The 20095-nt window shown below is 68.3% G+C and carries 21 protein-coding genes and 1 tRNA gene; 10 read left to right on the top strand and 12 right to left on the bottom strand.

Going from position 1 to position 20095, the window contains the following annotated elements; translation table 11 throughout:
- Positions 1-49 precede the first annotated feature (49 nt).
- On the top strand, positions 50-775 hold the full coding sequence (locus tag ACCO44_RS17670; RefSeq protein ID WP_372467617.1) for a 2-oxo acid dehydrogenase subunit E2: 726 nt from the start codon (positions 50-52) through the stop codon (positions 773-775).
- 169 nt (positions 776-944) lie between these two features.
- Here the strand turns inward: ACCO44_RS17670 and ACCO44_RS17665 are convergent, their stop codons facing one another.
- A complete protein-coding gene (locus ACCO44_RS17665) occupies positions 945-2072 on the bottom strand; it encodes an AI-2E family transporter (protein ID WP_372467616.1) in 1128 nt (375 codons plus the stop codon).
- Between the two features lie 262 nt (positions 2073-2334).
- On the opposite strand from ACCO44_RS17665, the gene ACCO44_RS17660 reads away from it, so the two are divergent.
- The 3 genes from ACCO44_RS17660 (at position 2335) to ACCO44_RS17650 (ending at position 5995) form a co-directional block, all read left to right on the top strand.
- Positions 2335-2841, top strand: coding sequence for a hypothetical protein (locus tag ACCO44_RS17660; protein WP_029264449.1), 507 nt, complete (start codon positions 2335-2337; stop codon positions 2839-2841).
- Between the two features lie 82 nt (positions 2842-2923).
- The gene (locus tag ACCO44_RS17655; RefSeq protein ID WP_262001888.1) at positions 2924-3553 is read left to right on the top strand and encodes a hypothetical protein; all 630 of its coding nucleotides are present in this window, start codon (positions 2924-2926) and stop codon (positions 3551-3553) included.
- 117 nt (positions 3554-3670) lie between these two features.
- Positions 3671-5995 carry a sulfatase-like hydrolase/transferase gene (locus tag ACCO44_RS17650; RefSeq protein WP_372467615.1) on the top strand — a complete coding sequence of 775 codons (2325 nt, stop codon included), beginning with the start codon at positions 3671-3673 and terminating at the stop codon, positions 5993-5995.
- 26 nt (positions 5996-6021) lie between these two features.
- Here ACCO44_RS17650 and ACCO44_RS17645 read toward each other — a convergent pair.
- The 5 genes from ACCO44_RS17645 to ACCO44_RS17625 form a co-directional block, all read right to left on the bottom strand.
- Positions 6022-6095: transfer RNA gene (locus ACCO44_RS17645), tRNA-Gly, on the bottom strand.
- 64 nt (positions 6096-6159) lie between these two features.
- Positions 6160-7014, bottom strand: a complete 855-nt coding sequence (locus ACCO44_RS17640) for a fumarylacetoacetate hydrolase family protein (RefSeq protein ID WP_029264452.1) — start codon at positions 7012-7014, stop codon at positions 6160-6162.
- Between the two features lie 17 nt (positions 7015-7031).
- Positions 7032-8210, bottom strand: coding sequence for an L-rhamnonate dehydratase (rhmD, locus tag ACCO44_RS17635; protein WP_029264453.1), 1179 nt, complete (start codon positions 8208-8210; stop codon positions 7032-7034).
- Positions 8207-9244 (bottom strand): zinc-binding dehydrogenase, encoded by a 1038-nt coding sequence (locus ACCO44_RS17630; protein ID WP_372467614.1) that lies wholly within the window; start codon positions 9242-9244, stop codon positions 8207-8209. The genes rhmD and ACCO44_RS17630 overlap by 4 nt, the downstream gene beginning before the upstream one ends.
- 32 nt (positions 9245-9276) lie before the next feature.
- A complete protein-coding gene (locus ACCO44_RS17625; protein ID WP_372467613.1) occupies positions 9277-10620 on the bottom strand; it encodes an MFS transporter in 1344 nt (447 codons plus the stop codon).
- Positions 10621-10743: 123 nt separating this feature from the next.
- Here ACCO44_RS17625 and ACCO44_RS17620 point away from each other — a divergent pair, with 123 nt between their 5' ends.
- From ACCO44_RS17620 to ACCO44_RS17610, 3 genes are read left to right on the top strand one after another with little or no spacing between them, the layout of a single operon-like run.
- Positions 10744-11538: an IclR family transcriptional regulator gene (locus tag ACCO44_RS17620; RefSeq protein WP_372467612.1), complete on the top strand. Its 795-nt coding sequence runs from the start codon at positions 10744-10746 to the stop codon at positions 11536-11538.
- 9 nt (positions 11539-11547) lie between these two features.
- Positions 11548-12153: a dCTP deaminase gene (gene dcd / locus ACCO44_RS17615; RefSeq protein WP_029264458.1), complete on the top strand. Its 606-nt coding sequence runs from the start codon at positions 11548-11550 to the stop codon at positions 12151-12153.
- Position 12154: 1 nt separating this feature from the next.
- A complete protein-coding gene (locus tag ACCO44_RS17610; protein WP_372467611.1) occupies positions 12155-12649 on the top strand; it encodes a hypothetical protein in 495 nt (164 codons plus the stop codon).
- 7 nt (positions 12650-12656) lie between these two features.
- Here the strand turns inward: ACCO44_RS17610 and ACCO44_RS17605 are convergent, their stop codons facing one another.
- Positions 12657-13682, bottom strand: coding sequence for an FUSC family protein (locus ACCO44_RS17605; RefSeq protein ID WP_372467610.1), 1026 nt, complete (start codon positions 13680-13682; stop codon positions 12657-12659).
- Positions 13683-13726: 44 nt separating this feature from the next.
- Positions 13727-14131 (bottom strand): hypothetical protein, encoded by a 405-nt coding sequence (locus ACCO44_RS17600; RefSeq protein ID WP_372467609.1) that lies wholly within the window; start codon positions 14129-14131, stop codon positions 13727-13729.
- Positions 14132-14201: 70 nt separating this feature from the next.
- On the opposite strand from ACCO44_RS17600, the gene ACCO44_RS17595 reads away from it, so the two are divergent.
- Positions 14202-14627 carry a MarR family winged helix-turn-helix transcriptional regulator gene (locus ACCO44_RS17595; protein ID WP_372467607.1) on the top strand — a complete coding sequence of 142 codons (426 nt, stop codon included), beginning with the start codon at positions 14202-14204 and terminating at the stop codon, positions 14625-14627.
- On the opposite strand, the gene ACCO44_RS17590 is transcribed toward ACCO44_RS17595, so the two are convergent.
- Complete coding sequence (locus ACCO44_RS17590; protein WP_372467606.1) at positions 14628-16151, bottom strand: MFS transporter; 1524 nt, start codon at positions 16149-16151, stop codon at positions 14628-14630.
- Between the two features lie 124 nt (positions 16152-16275).
- On the opposite strand from ACCO44_RS17590, the gene ACCO44_RS17585 reads away from it, so the two are divergent.
- Positions 16276-16656 carry a winged helix-turn-helix transcriptional regulator gene (locus ACCO44_RS17585; RefSeq protein ID WP_372467605.1) on the top strand — a complete coding sequence of 127 codons (381 nt, stop codon included), beginning with the start codon at positions 16276-16278 and terminating at the stop codon, positions 16654-16656.
- A gap of 30 nt (positions 16657-16686) precedes the next feature.
- Here the strand turns inward: ACCO44_RS17585 and ACCO44_RS17580 are convergent, their stop codons facing one another.
- Together ACCO44_RS17580 and ACCO44_RS17575 are read right to left on the bottom strand one after the other, a co-directional pair.
- The gene (locus ACCO44_RS17580) at positions 16687-17556 is read right to left on the bottom strand and encodes an NAD(P)-dependent oxidoreductase (protein WP_372467604.1); all 870 of its coding nucleotides are present in this window, start codon (positions 17554-17556) and stop codon (positions 16687-16689) included.
- Between the two features lie 18 nt (positions 17557-17574).
- A complete protein-coding gene (locus tag ACCO44_RS17575) occupies positions 17575-19014 on the bottom strand; it encodes an MFS transporter (RefSeq protein WP_372467603.1) in 1440 nt (479 codons plus the stop codon).
- Between the two features lie 115 nt (positions 19015-19129).
- Between ACCO44_RS17575 and soxR the strand changes: the two genes are divergently transcribed.
- Positions 19130-19570 (top strand): redox-sensitive transcriptional activator SoxR, encoded by a 441-nt coding sequence (gene soxR, locus ACCO44_RS17570; protein WP_091031975.1) that lies wholly within the window; start codon positions 19130-19132, stop codon positions 19568-19570.
- A 44-nt stretch (positions 19571-19614) separates the two neighbouring features.
- Here soxR and ACCO44_RS17565 read toward each other — a convergent pair whose 3' ends face one another.
- Complete coding sequence (locus ACCO44_RS17565; RefSeq protein WP_372467602.1) at positions 19615-20019, bottom strand: winged helix-turn-helix transcriptional regulator; 405 nt, start codon at positions 20017-20019, stop codon at positions 19615-19617.
- Between the last annotated feature and the right edge of the window lie 76 nt (positions 20020-20095).

Genomic DNA, 20095 nt, shown 5'->3' with positions numbered 1-20095 from the left:
GGTGCTCGACACCGCGAAGACGCCCGACCGAACGTGCAGGAGGCACACGATGATCGACACCACCTCGGCCGACCGGCGCGGCACGCGCGCTGTCGCGTTCGACCCGATGCGTCGCGCCATCGCGCGAACCGTCACCGAGAGCGCGGCGATACCCAGCTTCACCGTGACCGCCACGGCGGATGTCGATGCGCTGTTGAGCCTGCGAGAAGAGTTCAACCAGGAGCTGACCCCCACCGGGCAGAGGCTCTCCGTGAACGCCTTCCTCGTGCGCGCCGTAGCGCTGGCCCTCGCAGATCATCCCGAGATCAACGCCAGCTACTCGGACGAGGGCCGCGGACAGGTGCTCCTTCATGACCGCATCAATATCGGTGTCGCCGTGGACGCGCCCTCGGGGCTGATGATCCCGGTGCTGCACGACGTCGACCACGACTCGGTCACCGAGATCTCCCGCCGGACCCGTGACCTCGCTGCGCGGGCGAAGGAGCGCAAGCTCCAGCTCTCCGACCTGAGCGATGGCACCTTCACCATCAGCAACCTCGGGATGTTCGGCGTCGGGCACTTCACCGCGCTGATCATCCCGCCGCAGGGGGCAGTGCTCGCGGTCGGCGCGGTGACCGAGCACGTCGCGCTCGTCGACGGCGCCGCTGTCGCTCGCCGACTGCTCAGGTACACCCTCACCGCGGATCATCGGATCATCGACGGTGCCCTCGCAGCGAAGTTCCTCGCCACCCTCACCGGCATCCTCGAGCGGCCTGACCGACTTCGTCGACCCTGACTCGGGCGACCTCCCCGGGTCAGCCGGGAGCCAGCGTGGCGAGCTCGCCGAGCAGGGGCGGATCCGCGCCCGGCCGGGAGACGGTGACCGCTGCGGCCCGCGCGCTGAAGCGGAGGAGCTCGGCCAGGGAGCTGCCGTCGATGTGGCGCAGCTTTTCTGCTCCGCGAGGTCACTCGCTGGGCGGCTCGGTCTGACGATTCTGGCGCGGAATCCATACTTTTCGGATGATGATCAGAATCGACGCCGTCAGCGGGATGGCGACGAGTGCCCCGAGCAGTCCCAGGAGTGTGGCGCCGATCATCGCCCCGATGATCACCAGCACGCCGGGCACCGCCGCTGCCTTGCCCATGATGCGTGGCGTGACGACGTACGCCTCCACCTGGATGTAGACGAGGTAGCACACCACGAAGACCAACGCTGCCGTCGGGCTGACGAGCAGCGTCGCGACGCCGCCGATGACCAGGAACACGAGGGAGCCGATCATCGGGACCAGGGTGACGAAAAAGGCGACGATGGCCATGACCGCGGGCACGGAGGAGCCGACGGCGAGTTGGATCACGAACACCACGAGCGCGTTGATGGCCGACAGCGTGACGCCGCCCGCGACGACCGCCCCGACCGACTGCGTGATCTCGTCCAGGAGAGCGACGAAGCGGTCTCGCCGATACAGCGGGATGAGATTCGCGATCGCCCCTCGAGTGCTCTGCAGGGAGGAGATGAAGTACAGGGTGAGCACGACGACCATGATGAAGCTCGAGATCGCGCCGATCACCCCGAATCCCGCTTTCAGGACTCCTCCGGAGATCGCGAGGAAGGAGGAGAGCGTGGTGAGCGACCGCAGGCCGTCGGCGATGAGGGCGGAGAGGTCGACGCCGAGATTCGCCTCGAGTGTGAGGTACCAGCCGCTCTGCTGCACGGCGGCGATGGTCTCTGGGGCGGCCTCGATCGCCGCGGAGACCTGACGGACCGTTGCCGGGACGAGGATGAGCAGGATCGCCGCGACGACTCCGAGGAAGATGACAGCGACGATGGTGACGCCCGCCCCGCGGCTCAACCCTCGACGTTCGAGGGCACGCACGGCGGGATCGAGGCCCAGGGCCAGGAACATGCCGAGGAAGATGGAGATGAGAACCGTCGAGACACCGGCGACGGTGGCGGCCAGCGCGATGGCGAGGAGGACGCCCACCGCGACGGAGAAGCCGGAGAGCAGCGGCTTCGCGGGGAGCACGAGCTGAAGCCGCGGAGCTCGCCGTCCGCGCTCTCGGTCCGCGCTCAGCCCGGATTCCCTCTCGTCCATACGTGCACGCTACGCGCGGACCACGGCGCTCACGTGTGCCCCCTCACCCGTTCCTGGTGACCGCGGGGACACAGTCCTATACTCGCTGACACGCGTCCGCACGGGCCGGGCACGACCTCTTCCGCAGATCAGACACCACTTCACCACGATCAGACGCATCGGGAAGGTTGGCGAGAGTATGGGCAATGAAGCAGCAGGTCAGGACAGACCGCACGGTGTGCGGCGTCGAGCCCTCCTGACGGGAGCAGTGTGGTCTGTCCCTGTGATCGCGATCGCGGCGGCGACGCCGCTCGCCGCGGCATCGACGGACGCGCGCGGCCGGTTCGTGATCGAGTCGATGCTCGGCGGCACGTGGGTGAATCCGCAGTACTACGGTGCGTCGATCCAGCTGCGCAACGACGACACTCAGGCGTCCACACTCCCTGTGGAGCCGATCACCAGCGGCATCGTCGTGGTGACCTTCGCCTCCGTCGATGTCGGTGCGGTGCAGCCCGCCATCATCGCCAATGCAGGCGGAAGCAGTCCCGTCGTCGGGGCACTCCCTGCGACCGATCCGACGTGGACATCGGTCGGCGCGAGTGACAACGGCGATGGCACCGTCTCCTACACGTTGGCCTTCGCCGGGTCGCTCGCCGGGCAAGGCGTGACGAATGTCAGCTTCGGTGTCCTCGGCTCGACCCCGCTGCATTCGGGTATCTCGGTTTCCGTCCAGGCCACGGGTTCGCCCACCGACGGATCGACGAGTTCCCGCACCGTGACGCTGTTCTGACGGAGACACCTCGTCGGGCGTTCACCCCGCCGGGGTGAGCAACCGCTTTCGCCTCCGCGGCGCTTGGCCGAAGATCAAGGCCATGCAGACGGAAGCCTCGGATGAACCGGTCCGCACGACCCGGGTTCTCGACATCATCACCGTCGTTCTGCTCTCGGTGACCGCGGTCCTGACAGCGTGGTGCGGATTCGAGGCCTCGAAGTGGGGCGGCGAGATGTCCATCGCCTTCAGCCAGGCATCGAGTGCGCGAGTCCAAGCAGCCTCGGCACAGTCGACGGCTCAGGCCGCACGTCAGTACGACCTCACGCTCTACACCGAATGGGTGCTCGCCGACGAAGAGGGGCGTGACGACCTGGTGCGGTTCATCGAAGAACGCTTCACCGAAGAGTTCGCGGTCGCGTTCGACGCGTGGACAGCCGAAGGGCGCACCGCCCGCGGTCCTTTCGTGATGGACGAGTACGTGCCACCCGGCGCGGTCGAGTCCGAAGAGCTGAGCGCCCGCGCCGATGCGAAGTTCGACGAGGCCCTCGCCAACAATCAGCGCGGCGACGACTACTCCTTGCTCACGGTCCTCTTCGCCCTGGTCCTGTTCTTCGCCGCGATCTCTCAGCATCAGGCGGTCCCGTGGAGGCGCTGGGTGTTCCTCGGCTTGAGTGGGGTCATCGTCATCGGAGGAATCGCGACATTGCTCACTTTCCCGATCAAGATCTGACGGAGATCTTCGGGTCACCCCATCGGGGTGATGTGACCTTCCGACGCTGCGCCCGCTGTGGCTAGCGTCGCCCGTGGTGGCGGGCTCACCGCCCCATCTCGAAACGGGGGTATCGGTGTGGCTGAGGACTTCAACGGCAAGATCGCGCTCGATGTGCGGGACTCGGTGCCGGACTGGGAGCCGTACCTCTTGCCGGCCGCACCGGAGAACGCTCCGAATGTGCTCGTGATCCTCTACGACGACACCGGGATGGCATCGTGGTCGCCCTACGGTGGTCGGATCAACATGCCCACGCTCGACCGGCTTGCCGCGAACGGCCTCACCTACACGCAGTGGCACACCACCGCGCTGTGCTCACCGACTCGTTCCGTGTTCCTCACGGGGCGCAACCACACGCGCAACAGCATCGCTTCACTGATGGAGTCGACGAACGGTTTCCCCGGCAACTCGGGGCGGATTCCGGATGACTGTGCACCGATGGCGCACATCCTGCAGGACAACGGCTATTCGACGTTCTGGCTGGGTAAGGACCACAACGTGCCGGAGCAGGACAACGCCGCCGGCGGCAGCCGCAGGCAGTGGCCGTTACAGATGGGCTACGACAGGTTCTACGGCTTCCTCGGTGGAGAGACGAACCAGTGGTACCCCGACCTCGCCGAGGACAACCACTTCATCGAGCAGCCGTACACGCCGGAAGAGGGGTATCACCTCTCCAAGGACCTCGCGGATCAGGCGTTGCAGATGCTGCGCGGCCAGCAAGCGACCAATCCGTCCAAGCCCTGGTACATGTGGTTCTGCCCCGGGGCGAACCATGCGCCGCATCAGGCGCCGCAGGAGTACATCGACAAGTACAAGGGCGCTTTCGACGAGGGATACGACGCCTATCGCGAGTGGGTGCTCGGTCGCATGATCGACCGCGGCATCATGCCCGCGGACACCGAGCTGACGCCGTTCAATCCGATGCCGGAAGCTCAGGCGAACGCTGCCGACCACGTCAAGCCCTGGGACACGCTCAGCGAAGATGAGAAGAAGCTGTTCCGCCGTATGGCAGAGGTCTTCGCCGGATTCAGCGAATACACCGACGCGCAGATCGGGCGGATCGTCGACTACCTCGAGGAGACCGGCCAGCTCGACAACACGATCATCTTCTATTGCGCCGACAACGGCGCATCCGGAGAGGGGTCGTCCGACGGTTCCGTGAACGAGAACAAGTTCTTCAACAACTACCCCGACGATCTCGCAGAGAACCTCACCCGTATCGACGACCTCGGCGGCCCCGAGGCCTACAACCACTACCCGACGGGCTGGGCGGCAGCATTCTCCACCCCGTTCCCGATGTTCAAGCGCTACAGCCAGTACTCCGGCGGCACCTGCGATCCGATGATCATCCACTGGCCTGCAGGCATCAAAGCCAGGGGCGAGATCCGCCACCAGTACCACCATGTCACCGACATCGTGCCCACGATCCTCGACGTGGCGGGCCTCGAGATGCCCGAGGAGTATCGGGGGGTCGAGCAGGAGCCGCTGCCCGGCGTCTCCATGCGGTACTCGTTCGACGCCGCCCCCGACGCGCCCACCCGGAAGAAGCGCCAGTACTACAACATGATCGGCACCAGAGGGCTGTGGCAAGACGGATGGAAGGTCGCTGCCACGCACGCCCCGATCACCGGACACGGCCACTTCGACGAGGATGAGTGGGAGCTCTACCACGTCGACGAAGACCGTTCGGAATCGAAGAACGTCGCCGCGGACCACCCCGAGAAGGTCAGAGAACTCGTCGACGCCTGGTTCGAAGAAGCCGAAGTCAATTACGGGCTCCCCATCGACGACCGCACCGCGATGGAGCAACTCACCATCGAGCGCCCCTCGTCCGAGCCCCCACGCCACCGCTACATCTACTACCCCGACAGCGGGTCGGTCCCCGAGGGCGTCGCCGTGAACGTGCGGGGCCGGTCATTCAAGATCATCGCGGACGTCGAGATCGAAGACGACGCCGAGGGCGTGATCTTCGCCCACGGATCGCGCTTCGGCGGACATGCACTGTTCATCCAGGACGGACGACTGCACTACGTCTACAACTTCCTCGGCATCCAGCCGGAACAGACGTTCGTCTCGGAGAAGCTCACCTCGGGAAAGCACTCCGTCGGCATGGAGTTCATCCGCGAGGGGGCAGGCGAGTACAAGGAGTCCGTCGGCACCACGACCCTCTACGTCGACGACCAGGCGGTCGCGACCGGACCGATGCGCGCCCAAGTCGGAAAGTTCACGTTGTGCGGTGACGGCCTGTGCATCGGATACGACAGCGCCGACTCGGTGAGCCGCTCCTACCGGTCACCCTTCACCTTCACAGGCGGAACGATCCGCGGCGTAGCCGTCGACGTGAGTGAGGAGCAGTACCTCGACCTCGAACTCGAAGCGCAGGCCGCCTTCGCGCGGGAGTAGGGCGCTCCCGCTCTGGACGTCATATGTGGAGGGACTGACGGGAATCGAACCCGCGCTATCTGCTTGGGAAGCAGAAGTTCTACCATTGAACTACAGTCCCGAACCCGCCCGAGGGCAGGTGAGGGCAAGCCTACCTGGCACACGGGCGTTGGCCAAAGTGCGACTCAGCGTCGCGCGTCGACCAGGCGCTGTCGCTGGCTCCCGAGTCCGTCGATGCCGATCTCGACCACGTCGCCGGCGCGCAGGTAGGGGAAGCGTCCGGAGAGCGCGACTCCCTGCGGGGTGCCGGTGTTGATGAGGTCGCCGGGCTCGAGCACGAGGTACTGCGACAGGTGGTGCACGATCTGCGCCACGGTGAAGATCATGTCGGCGGTGTTCGAGTCCTGACGGGCCTCGCCGTTCACCGTCGACCAGAGCCGCAGCGCCTGGGGGTCGACCTCATCGGCGGGGACGAGTACCGGGCCGAGCGGGTTGAAGGTCTCGGCGTTCTTGCCCTTCGACCACTGCCCACCGGACTGCTCCACCTGGAACGCGCGCTCGGAGACGTCGTGCGAGACGACGTATCCGGCCACGTGCGCGAGCGCCTCCTCCGGGCTCGCGAGGTAGCGGGCGGTGGTGCCGATCACGACGCCGAGCTCGACCTCCCAGTCCACCTTCTCGGCTCCCGGCGGGATGAGCACGTCGTCGAACGGGCCGACGATCGTGTTCGGGTGCTTGTGGAAGAGGATCGGCACCGTGGGCGGGGCGTCGCCGGATTCCGCGGCGTGCGCGGCGTAGTTCTGTCCGATGCACAGCACCGCCATCGGGCGCGCGATCGGCGCACCGACGCGCAGTGCCTCGGCGCCGTCGAGCAGGGGGAGCGTGCCGGCAGTGAGCGCCTCCCGCGTGCGGGTGATCCCGTCGCGGGCGAGGAACGCGCCGTCGATGTCGCCGGTGAGCGGCGTCAAGTCGTGGATGCGACCGTCGTGGCGCACGGCCGGTCGTTCGGCGCCGGCCGCGCCGAGTCGGAGGAATTCCATGTGTCGTGTCTCCAGGGTCAGTGCGTGTAGGGGCGGTGCTTGTCGATGGCGTCGGAGAGCTCGACGCCGAAGCCGGGAGTCTCGGGCACCTTGAGTCGGCCGTTCACGGGCACGGGCTCGCCCACGAGCATCGGCGAGAACATCGGCACGACCTCCTCGGCAGTCGGGTGCATCATGAGGAACTCCGCGAACGGGCTGTTCGTGCGCGTCACGACGAAGTGGTACGAGTACACCGACGATCCGTGCGGAACGACCATGGTTCCGTGCGCGTCCGCGAGCGCCGAGATCTTCAGCAGCTCGGTGATGCCGCCGCACCAGCCCACGTCGGGCTGGATCAGGTCGACGCCGGTCTCGAGCAGCTGCCGGAATCCCCACCGCGTCGCCTCGTGCTCGCCGGTGGTGACGAGCACGGTGGAGGGTGCGCGCTTGCGCAGTTCGGCGTATCCCCAGTAGTCGTCGGGGATGAGCGCCTCCTCGATCCACTTCAGCCCGTGCTCGGCGGCGGCGTGGGCGAGGCGCGTCGCGTACTCGACGTCGAGCGACATCCAGCAGTCCAGCATGAGCCAGAAGTCATCGCCGACCTTCTCGCGCATATCGGCCAGCTGTGCGATGTTCTTGCGAAGCCCCTCCTCGCCCTCGGCGGGGCCGTGGTGCAGGGGCATCTTGCCGCCGATGAAGCCGAGCTCCTTCGCGCGATCGGGGCGCGCGCCGGTCGCGTAGAACTGCAGCTCGTCGCGCACGGGGCCGCCCAGCAGCTCGAAGACGGGCACCTGTCGCACACGGCCGAGCAGGTCGTAGAGCGCGAGGTCGACGCCGCTGATGGCGTTGAGCACCACACCGCGCCGTCCGTAATAGAGCGTCGACTTGTACATCTGATCCCAGATGCGCTCGATGTCGGTGATCTTGCGGCCTTCGAGGAAGCGTGCCAGGTGCTTCTCGACGATGAACGCGCCGATCTCGCCGGCGGTCGTCACCGAGAAGCCGACCGTGCCGTCGCTCGCCTCGATCTCGACCACGAGGGTGCCGAGCACGTTGATGCCGAAGCTCTGCCGCGACTGCCGGTACTCGGGGTACACGCTCATGGGCGTCGCGATGTGATCGTCGATCCAGTGCTCGGCGCCCTGGTCGTGGTAGTCCGCTCCGCCGCCGCGCACGGTGTAGGCGCGGACCTCGCGGATGGTGGGGGTGCCGGTCATCGTGTCTCTTCCTCTCGGTCGAATCGGACAAGGACCTTGCCCGGGGTGCCGTCGCCCGCCGCGAGGGCGGAGAAGGCGGTGTCTGCATCGGCGACGTCGATCTCGCGGCTGATCAGCGTGCGGTAGACGTCGGGGTCGGCGCCGATGATCTCGGTGGCATCGGCGAAGTCGTCGGATCCGTAGGTGAAGCTGCCGATGAGCGAGCGCTCCTCGGTGCTCACGAGGAACGCGTCGATGGTCACCTGCGGAGAACCCATCCCGACCAGGCAGATCGGGGCGCCGAGCGTGGTGCTGGTGAACGCGTCCCGCAGCGTCGGGGTGATCCCCACCGCGTCGAGCGCCGCATCGGCGAGCCCGCCGCCGGCTCGGAGCTGGTCCGCGACCGGACCGTCGGCCGGATCGATCGTCTCGGCGCCGAGCCGCCGCACGAGCTCGCGGCGTGCGGCATCCATCTCGCTCACGATGATCGTCCCGGCGCCCGCGTCGCGCAGGGCGATCACGATGGACTGGCCGATCGGACCGCCGCCGATCACGAGCACGCGTGCGAGGCTCCCGGCGGGGAGTCGGCGTACGGCGTGCACCGCCACGGCGAGCGGCTCGATCAGCGCACCCAGTTCGATCGGCAGGCCGTCGGGCAGCGCGACGACATTGCGCGCCGGGACGACGACGTAGTCCGCGAACGCGGCGGGGATCTCCTTCGCCACACCGATCACATGCTTGCCGGGGTGGTGCTGCTCCCGTCCCGCGAACGCTGCGGCATCCTCGGCGGGCACGACGACGGGGTTGAACGTCACCGCCGTGCCGACCGCGAGCTCGTCGACACCGGTGCCGAGCGCGGCGATCGTCCCGCTCGACTCGTGCCCCATCACCTGCCCGGGGAACCGGCGTCCGTTCTCGCCGGTGTAGCCGTGCACGTCGGATCCGCAGATCCCGGTCGCGGCCACCCGGATGAGTGCCTCGCCGGGGCCGGGCTGCGGAATCGGGGCTTCACGGACGTCGAGGCGTCCGATCTCGGTGAGCACGAGCTCGCGCATGGGCGTATGTCTCCTTGATCTGCCGGGCGCGGTCAGCGCTGGCCGGTGGTGGTGGTCGTGGCGAGTCCGACGCCGTCCGTCTCGCGGACAGTGGGGCTGACGACCTTGCTGAGGGCGATGAGGCCGGCGCCGACCAGGGCGATCGCGGCCAGGATGATGAGTCCCGCGTTGTCGCCGAACGTGGCGTCCGCCCAGTTCTTCAGGACCGGCGCGAGGAAGCCGCCGAGGCTGCCGAGCGAGTTGATGAGCGCGATGCCGCTCGCGGCCGCCGCTCCCAGCAGGAACGACGTCGGCAGCGTCCAGAACACCGGCTGCACCGAGATGAACCCCGCCGCACCGACGCTGAGCGCGGCCAGGGCGATCAGCGGATCCTGGATGACGGCGGAGAGCACGATGCCGACGCCCGCCGCGGCGAGGGCGCACGTGGCGATCAGGCGGCGCTGACCCGTGCTGTCCGCGAGTCGGGAGAGCACGAAGGTGATGATCAGTGCGAAGGTCCACGGCACGGCCGTCAGCAGGCCGACCTCGAGCCCGACGGGCTTGCCGACGATCGTGGCGATCTGGGTGGGCAGATAGAAGGTCACCCCGTAGACGCTCATCTGGATCGTGAGGTAGATCGCGGCGAAGTACAGCACCACCGGGTTGGCGAGTGCGCGCAGGGCGCCCCGCGGCGAGTGGTTCTCCTTCGCCGAGTCCTCCGCTTCGAGTGCGGCCAGGAGCGTCGAGCGCTCACCCTCGCTCAGCCACTTCGCGTCCTTCGGGCCGTTGTCGAGGTAGAAGAACGCGACGATGCCGATGATCACCGTGAGGATGCCGGTCACCAGGAACATGAGCTGCCAGCCGTGGAGGCCGACCTTGCCGTCGAGGTCGAGCAGCATTCCCGACAGCGGCCCGCCGAAGATGAAGGCGAGCGGTGCGCCGAAGTAGAACAGGCCGTTCACGCGGGCGCGGAACTTGAGCGGGATCCAGTAGGTGAGGAACAGGATGACGCCGGGGAAGAAGCCCGCTTCGGTGATGCCGAGCAGCACGCGCAGGATGTAGAAGATCCACTCGTTGGTGGCGAACATCATGAGCGCGGAGACGATGCCCCACGAGACCATGATGCGCGCGAGCCAGATCTTGGCCCCGACTTTGCGCATGATCAGGTTCGAGGGCACTTCGAACACCGCGTAGCCGAGGAAGAAGATGCCGGCGCCGAGCGCGTACGCGGCATCCGAGATCCCGGTGTCGGCCTGCCAGGCCGCCTTCGCGAATCCGAGATTGGCCCGGTCGAGGAAGGCCAGGATGTACATCAGGAGCAGGATCGGGATCAGCCGGAGCGTGACCTTGCGGACGATCGCGGCGAGTTCGGGCCGCGTGGGGGACTGGGTGGACATCGGTGCATCTCCATTGACGAGGGAATCCAATGCGTTCACGTATGTGAATCTGATGTCTCAGACCTGAACGCGCGATAGTGTGACACACGTTCGCGTCGGACACAATTCATCACCGGGGGAGACATGACAGACATCGCGCAGGCGCCGAGTGCCGTGAAATCCGCCGGTCGGGCCCTCGAGATCATCGAGCACCTCGCCGCGACCGATGCCCAGACGTTCCCAGAACTCCTCGGGGCGCTGGGGCTGCCGCGCTCGAGCGCGCACGGCCTGCTCCGCACGCTCGTCGACGCCGGCTGGGTCGAACTCGACCCGGTGAGCAAGCGCTATTCGCTGGGCCTCAAGGCCTGGCAGATCGGACAGCGCTACGACGGGCACCGCCTGCTGCTCGAGGCCGGGCCGGCGCTGATGCGCGCTCTCACCGACGAGACCGGGGAGACCGTGCAGATGGCCCGGCTCGACGGGGTGGAGAACGTCTACATCGCGATCAGCCCGTCGCCGAATCCCATGCGTCTGGCGTCGAACGTGGGGATGCGACTCCACGCGCACGCGACCGGCATCGGCAAGGCGCTGTTGAGCACGCTCGATGATGACGACGTCATGCGCCGCCTGCACCAGGTCGCGATCCCGCGCCTGACGGCCCGCACGATCACCGACCCGGACGACATCCTCGCGGTCATCGAGAAGGGGCGGGATGTGGGCTTCTTCGTGGACGACGAGGAGTTCATCGACGGATGCCGCTGTGTGGCGATGCCGCTCACCTGGCCGGAAGAGACCGGCGTGGCCGCCGCGCTGAGCATCACGATGCCGACCAGCCGCACCGACGAGCGGTGGCCGCACTCCATGGTCGAGCCGCTGCGGCGCACGGTCCTTCGCCTCCGCGAGGACATGCATCTCCAGGGGATCAGCATCGGCAACTAGGCTGGGGCCGTGCTTCTCAGTGATCGCGACATCAAGGCAGAACTCGCATCCGGCCGCGTCGGCCTCGAACCGCACGAGCAGGAGATGGTCCAGCCGTCGAGCATCGATGTGCGCCTGGACCGCTACTTCCGGCTGTTCGACAACCACAAGTATCCGTTCATCGATCCGTCGGTCGATCAGCCGGAGCTCACGCGTCTGATCGAGGTCGACCCGGAGGAGCCGTTCATCCTGCACCCCGGCGAGTTCGCGCTCGGTGCCACCTACGAGCAGGTCACGCTGCCGGACGACATCGCCGCCCGCCTCGAGGGCAAGTCGTCGCTGGGGCGCCTCGGGCTCATCACGCACTCGACGGCCGGCTTCATCGACCCGGGGTTCACCGGGCACGTGACGCTCGAGCTCGCGAATGTCGCGACCCTGCCGATCAAGTTGTGGCCGGGGATGAAGATCGGGCAGCTCTGCTTCTTCCGACTCACCTCGCCTGCCGAGAACCCGTACGGCTCCGGTCCCTACGGCAATCGGTACCAGGGGCAGCGCGGACCGACGGCCTCACGGTCGTTCCAGAACTTCCATCGGACGGATGTCGGCGTGACCGATATCGGAGCAGTCGGAGGCTGACATGACGGACGGCAGCGGCAGCACCCCGGAACAGCCGGTCACCCCCGAGGAGACGGCGCTCCCCGAGGAGGCACTGGCCCCCGAGGAGGCGCTGATCCCGCCCGCCGAAGCCGTCATCCCGCCGCCCCCGCCCGAGATCCCGATCCCCGAGGGCCTGCTCACGCCGCCGCCGTCAGCGGACATCCCCGATGCGGATGTCGTGATCCCGCCGCCTCCGCCGGACCCGCTGCGTCGCTCCGACCGGGTACGCCCGACGCCCCGCATCCTCGACGGCGAGGCGCCGGCCGCGGTGGCCGAGGACTGGGCGCAGCCGTCGGTCGCGCCCGAGGTTCCGACGTCCGGCGGCTACGGCGGGTTCGTGGCCGTGATCTTCGCGTTCCTGTTCCTGCTGCTCGTCGCCGCGATCGTCGTGATCGTGGTGCTGCTGAACACGGTCGGGCTGCCCTTCGCGGGCGGAGCCGTCGTGCCGCAGTCCGTCCTCGCGCTGCTGGTCTGACGCCGCCTCAGGCCTTCGTCTGCCGCCGACGGAGCGCCGCCGATGCCACGGCGACCACGGTTCCGACGGCGACGCCGATCACGGTCTCGATCGCGCGGTCCTGCAGGAGCACGTCGACCGGTGTGGGGGCGGCGAGGTGCACCATGAGTAGGGCCAGCGGGGTGATGAACACCATCGCGATGCCGTAGTTGCGGCCGACGAAGAGCTCGGCGGCGGCCTGCAGCAGCACCACGAGTGCGATGACGGCGAGCGGCGGCAGATCGATCGCAAGGACTCCCGCTGCGACGAGGATGCCGAGCAACGTGCCGACGAGGCGCTGGATGCCGCGGATCACACGGGCGTTGAGCTGTGGACCGCTGACCGCGGCGACCGCACCGACCGCCGCCCAGTACCAGTGCGAATCCATGATCAGGAATCCCGCGAAGCCCGCACCCACGATCGCGACGGCGACGGTGGCGGCCATCTCCCACGCGATGGGTCCCACGGGCTGCCGAGAGCGGGGCGGCGCCTCCTGCGTGCCGCGCGTGAACAGGCCGATGATCGCGCTGACGGCGAGGCCGAACAGCACGCTCGCGCCGCCGACCAGGAGCACATCGCCGAAAGAGGCTGCCGTCGCGGGGATGGTGGCGCACGCGCCGACCGCGAACACCGGGAACAGCGGCCCTGGCGGGTGCCAGCGCATCGTGTACGCGAGCAGGGTGACGGCCGAGGCGATGGCGGCGAGCACGAGGATGCTGACGGCGGCGGGAGCGGACACGACCGAGAGCGCGGTGCCGATGAGCATCGCGGCGAGCAGGACTCCGCCGGCGCTCGCCTGCATCCGGATGCGGTCGCGGAACACGTCGTGGCGACCGTACAGCGCGGCGAAGGCGCCGAAGCTGGCGTAGATGCTCAGGTCGAGGCGCCCCAGCATCCACAGCACGAGGAGCGGCACCGCCACGCTGATCGCGGCCCGGAGAGCCACCCGGTGATCGCCCCGGTGCGGTCCGACGCGCAGGACGCCTGTCCATACTCGTCCCTGGGAATCCGCCACCGATCCAGCCTACGTCCGACGGCGACCGGGCCGAAGCCGAGGTGCTACGCGTGCGACGTGCGTAGGAGTGTCAGGCTCCGTTCGAGGACGACGTTCAGCCCGCGGGTCGCGGCGTCGGCATCTTCCTCCTCGATACCGAGCCACAGGGGTGCGGTGAGGGCGGCGATCTCCTGACCGATCTCGGCGACCAGGGCGCTGCCCGCGGGAGTGAGCGCAGTGTCGGTGAGGAGCCCGCGGTCGCGCAGAGCGGCGGTGAGCCGGCCGGCATCCGGATCGTGGAGCCGCTCGGCGACGAAGCCGTCGAGGTCGTGGGTGCCGTCGAACTGCGAGGCGAGTCTCAGCGTGACCCACTCGCGTTCGGTGAGGTCGCGGCCGACGAGGACGCTCTGCAGCAGGGCGTTCAGCGCCTTCTCCGTCTGGCCGATGAGTTGAGGACCGAAGGGGATCATGACTTCTCCATATCGTTGGTTCCACCAACGGTAACAGATCGTGGGTGGCACCAACGAGTAGCATCGGGGCATGCGACGACTCGAAGACAGAGCGACCTGGTGGGTCAGCCGAGCGCAGTTGCGCAGCCATGCGCTCCTGCAGGAGCAGTTCACCGATGCGGGCGCCCGCGCCTACCACTACCGGCTTCTTGCGGCGGTCGAGGAGTGGGGCCCGATCAGCCAGGCCGACCTCGGGCGCGCGACCGAGATCGACCGCAGCGACGTCTCGGTCGCGCTGGACGCGCTCGAAGCGGGCGGGTTGCTCGCGCGCGCGCCGCATCCGTCCGACCGCCGCCGCAACCTCGTCACCCTCACCGCGTCGGGCCGCACCGAGCTCGCCCGGCTCGATACCGTCGTCGACCGAGTGCAGGAGCAATTCCTCGCCCCGCTGGCCGACGAGGAGCGCGCCGTCTTCCTCGACCTGCTCAGACGCGTCGGAACCGGTGTATCTGCCTGATCACTCGATCCGTGGTCGACGCAGGGCCGTGAGCGTCACCGCGCTCGCCGCGATCAGCAGCACCGCCCCCAGCCAGGCCGACACCTCGAATCCTGCGGAGAAGGCGTCGGTGGCGAGTACGCGGAGCGCGTCCCCCTGGGTGGCGGGGAGGGCGTCCGCCGCCTGCAGCGCCGCAGCCAGCGTCTCCGCCGCGCTCCCGTATGCATCGGCGGTCCCTTCGGCATCCGATCCCTGGGGAATGCCGGCGCGATAGACCGCGACTCCGATGCTGCCCATGACGGCGATGCCGAGGGAGACGCCGATCTCGGTGCTCGTCTCGCTGAGCGCCGATGCCGATCCTGCCCGTTCGGGAGGCGCCGACCCCACCACGAGCTCGGTGGAGAGGGCCGTAACGGGACCGATCCCGGCATAAGCGACCGCGAAGCCGACCAGTACGAGCACGGTGTCCGCCTCCACCGCCGCGCGTGCGAGGACCACGAAGCCCGCAGCGGACACGGCGAGCGACACGGCGACGATCAGCACCGGGCGGATGCGGCGGGCGAGGATCGGTGCCAGGACGGAGGCGAGGATGAGGGCCGCGGCTCCCGGGAGCAGCAGCAGGCCGGTGAGGAGCGGCGGATGCCCCGCGACCAGCTGCAGATGCTGCGTCAGGAAGAGGTAGATCCCGCCGATGGTGAGGGTGCTGATGAGAAGTGCGATGAGGCCGGCGCGCACCGCAGGGTTCGCGAAGAGCCGGAGGTCGAGCAGGGGATCCGTGAGTCGGCCCTGTCGCCGGATGAAGAGGTAGCCGAGCAGCAGGCCGATGATGCCGGACGCGGCGGCCGGCGCACTGATGCCGTGCACAGCCGACTCCTTGATCCCGAACGTGAGCGCGAGCATTGCGCCGATGATCAGGCCGACGCTCGCGAGATCGGGTCGCCCAGCCGTGCGATCGCGGTACTCCGGAAGGAGCAGGGGGGCCGCGATCAGCAGAAGCAGCATGACAGGCAGTCCGAGGAGGAACACGGAGCCCCACCAGAAGTGCTCGAGCAGCGCCCCGCCCACGATCGGGCCGAGGGCGATTCCGGCGGAGAACATCGTCGCCCAGATGCCGATCGCGAGCCCGCGCTGATGCGGATCGGGGAACATGCTGCTGATGAGCGCGAGAGTCGACGGCATGAGCGTGGCACCGGCGATGCCCATGACCGCACGACTGGCGATGAGCATCTCGGGAGTCGTCGAGAACGCGGCCGCTGCGGACGCGATCCCGAACGCGGCCGCACCCAGGATGAGGAGACGTCTGCGCCCGATGCGGTCGCCGAGCGATCCCATTGTGACCAGGAAACCGGCGATCATGAACCCGTAGATGTCGATGATCCAGAGCAGCTGCGTCGCGGTCGGCTGGAGCTCTTCGCTCAACCGCGGCACTCCGAGGTGCAGCACGGTGATGTCGAGTGCCAGCAGCAGCGTGGGCAGAGCCAGCACCGCGAGACCGAGCCACTCCTTCGCCCCGGCGCGCATCAGGGGGGTCGTCGTCTGGTCCATCGTCTCCTCGTATCCGGCTCTTCTCTTCCGAGAGCACGTCCCTCATACTGAGACGGTTCCCCGGATCGGGGAAGTACCCACTATTTACTTCGGTACTTACCTTTTGGTAAGTGGGGGAGGGATCATGTCGGACACCGTCAGATGCGGGCCCTACGTCTGCGGCATCGACGCCGCACTCGATGTCGTGAGCGGCAAATGGAAGGGCCTGATCCTCTGGGAGCTGGTCGAGCACGGCACCCTGCGCTTCGCGCAGCTGCGCCGTGGCTTGCCCGGGGTGAGCGAGAAGATGCTGACCCAGCACCTGCGTGAGATGGAGCAGGACGGCCTGGTTCGTCGACAGGTCTACGCGGAGGTGCCGCCGCGCGTCGAGTACTCGCTGACTGAGGCGGGTGCCGCGCTCAGTGCCGCTCTCGAACCCCTCGGAGACTGGGGCCGTGAGCGCATTCTCCGTGAGGAGATCGCCCTCGTCGACCATGCCGACGCGTCGCGGATGCCGCGTCCCTGACGTCGTGTCAGAGCCGCGGCATCCTTTCGCTCACGCGTGGCCGAGCAGCTCGAACAGGCTCGAGAACCCTTCGTCGCCGTGGCCGTCCGCGATCCGGCGGTCCATCAGCCGCTTGACCTCGCGCATGCGCAGGGTGTCGACGCCGAGGGACTCGCGGTGGCTGATCAGGTCGTCCATCAGTGCGGCCTGCACGGTGAGCGAACCGAGGTCGGGCCCGTACTCCCCACTCGCGACGGCGGTGCCGAAGGCCTGCACCAGCGGCACGTAGCCGCCGACCGACCCGGCGACGCGGTCGGCGAACCCCTCGACGTCGGCGCCCTCCGCCTTCACGAGCGCGAACGTGTGCAGCAGGCCGAGGAGGAACTCGTAGCCGACCGCCACCTGGGCCAGGAACTCGACGGCAGCGAGCCCCGCATCCTCGCCGTAGTAGGTGAGGGTGCCGAGGTCTTCCCACACCTCGCGGTGAGCATCGAACCCGTCGCGATCGCCGCTGAACGACAACAAGAAGTTCGGTCTGCCGACATCCGACGGGTCTCCCAGGATCCCCCCGTCCACGTACTTCGCTCCGCGCGTGCGGGCCCATTCCGCGTTGCTCCGTGCTTGCGCGGGGGAGCCGCTGGTGACGTTCACGATGACTTTTCCCTCCACCGCCGCGTCGAGTGTTCCGACGACCGCATCCACCGCGCCGCTGTCGAGCAGGCAGACGATGACGAGCGGGCTCGCCGCCACGGCATCCGCTGCCGTATGGGCGACCTCGGCGCCGGCCGCGGCCAGCGGGTCGGCCTTGCTCGCTGTGCGGTTCCAGACGGTCGTGGAGTGACCGCGGTCGAGAAGGGCCTTCGCGATCGCGGAGCCCATCTCGCCGAGGCCGATCACGGTGACCCGGGTTTTCGTTTCCATGGTGAGGTTTCCTTTCCGTCAGTCGGACGCCGTAGCGGCGGGCTGCTCGTCGTCGCGGGTGAGTCCGATGCCCCAGCTCGCGCCGCGCGCGATGAAGGCTCCGAGAACGGTGACGCCCGCGAACACGAGCATCAGGAGGCGGGCGGCATCCACGACGTCCGGCATCGCGAGGTTGACGAGGACCCCGGCCATCGCCGAGCTGAACGCGCTCGCGATGATGAAGACGGTGTTGACAGCCGCGGCCGCCTTGGCGCCCTCCTCTTCGCCCGACGTGCTGCCGAGCGCGGCGACGGTCAGGTGCGGGAATCCGAGGCCGATGCCGGCGCCGGCGAGGAACAGGGTGGCGAACCAGAGTGCGATCACGACGGCGGAGGGGCCCTCATGCTGGAGCAGACCGTACGCGGCGAGACCGATGGCGACGACGACCGGACCGAGGGTGATGAGCACGCGGCGCGAGCGGATGCCGGTGGCATTCGCCGTGAACACCTGGGTGATCGACCAGCCGAGGGACAGGGCGGCGCCGAGCAGGCCGGCGATGAACGGCATCAGTCCGCCGATCTCCTGGCCGAAGAGCGGGATGAACGCCTCGGTGCCGATCGCGAACGCCAGGACGGCGACCGTGACGTAGACCCAGCCCAGCGAGGAGCCCGGGGCGAACGTGACCCGGGGGAGGATGCCGGTGCGCCCGCGGCGCTCGTGACGCAGGAACCATGCGCCCAGTACGACCCCGACCACGATGGCGACCCCGGTGCCGAGACCGCTGGGGACGACGCTCGCGATGCCCACCGCGGCGACGCCGCCGGAGAGGAGCACGAGGGATCCCCACGGCACCGATTCGCTCGAGCGGGCTCGGGCGGTCCTCGGCAGTGCGCGCACCACGACGATGCCGATCAGCGCGGAGACGACGGCGAGGCCGACGAACGTCACCCGCCAGGCGTCCAGCTGCGCGAACACGCCGCCCACGACCGGGCCGACGATGTTGCCGACGCCCCACATCGCCGAGACGAGTGCCGCACCGCGCGCCCAGAGCCGCTCGGGAAGGGCGCGCTGGATGAGCGCGTAGCCGAGGCCGGCGAGCAGTCCACCGCCGAGGCCCTGCACGGCGCGGCCGGAGAGCAGCGCCCACATCCACGGGCTCGCCGCGCACAGCAGCGAGCCGAGCGCGAACAAGCCGAGCGCGAGCAGGTAGGCGCGCACGGCGCCCTGCTGCGTGAGGATCCTGCTCACCATCATCGAGCTGACGACGGATGCCAGGAGGAAGGTCATCATCGTCCACGCGTAGAACTCCGCGCCGCCGATGTCGCCGACGATCGTGGGGAGCAGGCTGGTCGTGAGATACACGTTGCTCGCCTCGAGCAGCACGCCTCCCGCGAGCACCGAGGCGATCGGGGCGTAGCGGCTGCCGAGGAGTTCGCGCCAGCTCCCTGCGGTGCTCGTGCGGTTCGGTGTCTGGGTCATCGGATGCCCTTCGTGGCGTCGGAGGCGGGCGTTCATCCGCCCGGCGGCGCCGTTCCTCGGCGGCCGATCGTCACGCTAATACCTCGAGTAAACTCGAGGTCAAGAGGGGGTGCAGATGTCCTTGGAACCCGATGATCTGCTGCCGATCGGCGAGGTCGTCCGCCGCAGCGGCGTGCCGGCGACGGCCCTGCACTTCTATGAGCAGCTCGGACTCATCGTCTCGACGCGGACCGCGGGAAATCAGCGCCGCTACCGTCGGCACATGCTGCGACGGATCTCACTGATCGTGGTCGCCAAGCGCCTCGGCATCCCTCTCACCGACGTGCACGAGGTGTTCGAGAGCCTGCCGACGGATGAGCCGCCCTCGCAGCACGACTGGCAGCGCGTGGCGAAGCTGTGGCGCGAGCAGCTCGACCTCCGCCGCACGCAGCTCGAGCACCTGCGGCGCGAGCTCACCGGATGCATCGGCTGCGGCTGCCTGTCGATGAAGGCGTGCCGTCTGCTGAACCCCGAGGATGCGCTCGGCACCGACGGACCGGGACCGCGCCGCATCTGACAGCGGGGATCGCTGGGGTGAGTCTCGGCTGGCGTGTGCGAGTCTCAGGAGGTCGCTGCTGGCAGGGCTTCCGGTGCGGCGGGCGCGTCTGCTGTCTTGGCGGCCCGCTGCCGACCGGCGTAGAGCGTGCCCCAGCGGGTCAGCTCCGTGAGCAGTTGTCCGGAGCTCGCGCCGAGGTCGCTGAGCCGGTACTCGACCTTGGGCGGCACCTCGCGGTACACGGTGCGGGTGATGAGGCCGTCTTCCTCGAGCTCCCGCAGCTGACGGGTGAGCACGCGTGCGGTCGGGTTCTCGAGCAGGCGTCCGAGCTCGCCGAAGCGCAGCACCTCGTGCTCGCCGAGCAGGGTCAGGATGCTGGGCTTCCAGGCCCCGCCGAGCACCGCGATCGACACCTCGGCGTCGCAGGTCTCGGTCCAGTCGCGGATGATCCGCTCGGTCTTCTCCCGCACGGCACGGCTCCCTTGGTATCCGAACTGTCAGTACGTATCAGAAATGACCGTACTTGTGGCTTCTGTCTGTACTTTA

It is taken from the genome of Microbacterium maritypicum (assembly GCF_041529975.1).
Classification (GTDB): domain Bacteria; phylum Actinomycetota; class Actinomycetes; order Actinomycetales; family Microbacteriaceae; genus Microbacterium.
This window is presented reverse-complemented; position numbering and strand designations above follow the sequence as displayed.

Bases quoted from the DNA above. Each gene is read 5' to 3' on its own strand.
- ACCO44_RS17670 (WP_372467617.1), top strand. From the start codon at position 50: ATGATCGACACCACCTCGGCCGACCGGCGCGGCACGCGCGCTGTCGCG.
- ACCO44_RS17665 (WP_372467616.1), bottom strand. From the start codon at position 2,072: ATGGACGAGAGGGAATCCGGGCTGAGCGCGGACCGAGAGCGCGGACGG.
- ACCO44_RS17655 (WP_262001888.1), top strand. From the start codon at position 2,924: ATGCAGACGGAAGCCTCGGATGAACCGGTCCGCACGACCCGGGTTCTC.
- ACCO44_RS17640 (WP_029264452.1), bottom strand. From the start codon at position 7,014: ATGGAATTCCTCCGACTCGGCGCGGCCGGCGCCGAACGACCGGCCGTG.
- rhmD (WP_029264453.1), bottom strand. From the start codon at position 8,210: ATGACCGGCACCCCCACCATCCGCGAGGTCCGCGCCTACACCGTGCGC.
- ACCO44_RS17630 (WP_372467614.1), bottom strand. From the start codon at position 9,244: ATGCGCGAGCTCGTGCTCACCGAGATCGGACGCCTCGACGTCCGTGAA.
- ACCO44_RS17625 (WP_372467613.1), bottom strand. From the start codon at position 10,620: ATGTCCACCCAGTCCCCCACGCGGCCCGAACTCGCCGCGATCGTCCGC.
- ACCO44_RS17620 (WP_372467612.1), top strand. From the start codon at position 10,744: ATGACAGACATCGCGCAGGCGCCGAGTGCCGTGAAATCCGCCGGTCGG.
- ACCO44_RS17610 (WP_372467611.1), top strand. From the start codon at position 12,155: ATGACGGACGGCAGCGGCAGCACCCCGGAACAGCCGGTCACCCCCGAG.
- ACCO44_RS17600 (WP_372467609.1), bottom strand. From the start codon at position 14,131: ATGATCCCCTTCGGTCCTCAACTCATCGGCCAGACGGAGAAGGCGCTG.
- ACCO44_RS17595 (WP_372467607.1), top strand. From the start codon at position 14,202: ATGCGACGACTCGAAGACAGAGCGACCTGGTGGGTCAGCCGAGCGCAG.
- ACCO44_RS17590 (WP_372467606.1), bottom strand. From the start codon at position 16,151: ATGGACCAGACGACGACCCCCCTGATGCGCGCCGGGGCGAAGGAGTGG.
- ACCO44_RS17585 (WP_372467605.1), top strand. From the start codon at position 16,276: ATGTCGGACACCGTCAGATGCGGGCCCTACGTCTGCGGCATCGACGCC.
- ACCO44_RS17580 (WP_372467604.1), bottom strand. From the start codon at position 17,556: ATGGAAACGAAAACCCGGGTCACCGTGATCGGCCTCGGCGAGATGGGC.
- ACCO44_RS17575 (WP_372467603.1), bottom strand. From the start codon at position 19,014: ATGACCCAGACACCGAACCGCACGAGCACCGCAGGGAGCTGGCGCGAA.
- soxR (WP_091031975.1), top strand. From the start codon at position 19,130: ATGTCCTTGGAACCCGATGATCTGCTGCCGATCGGCGAGGTCGTCCGC.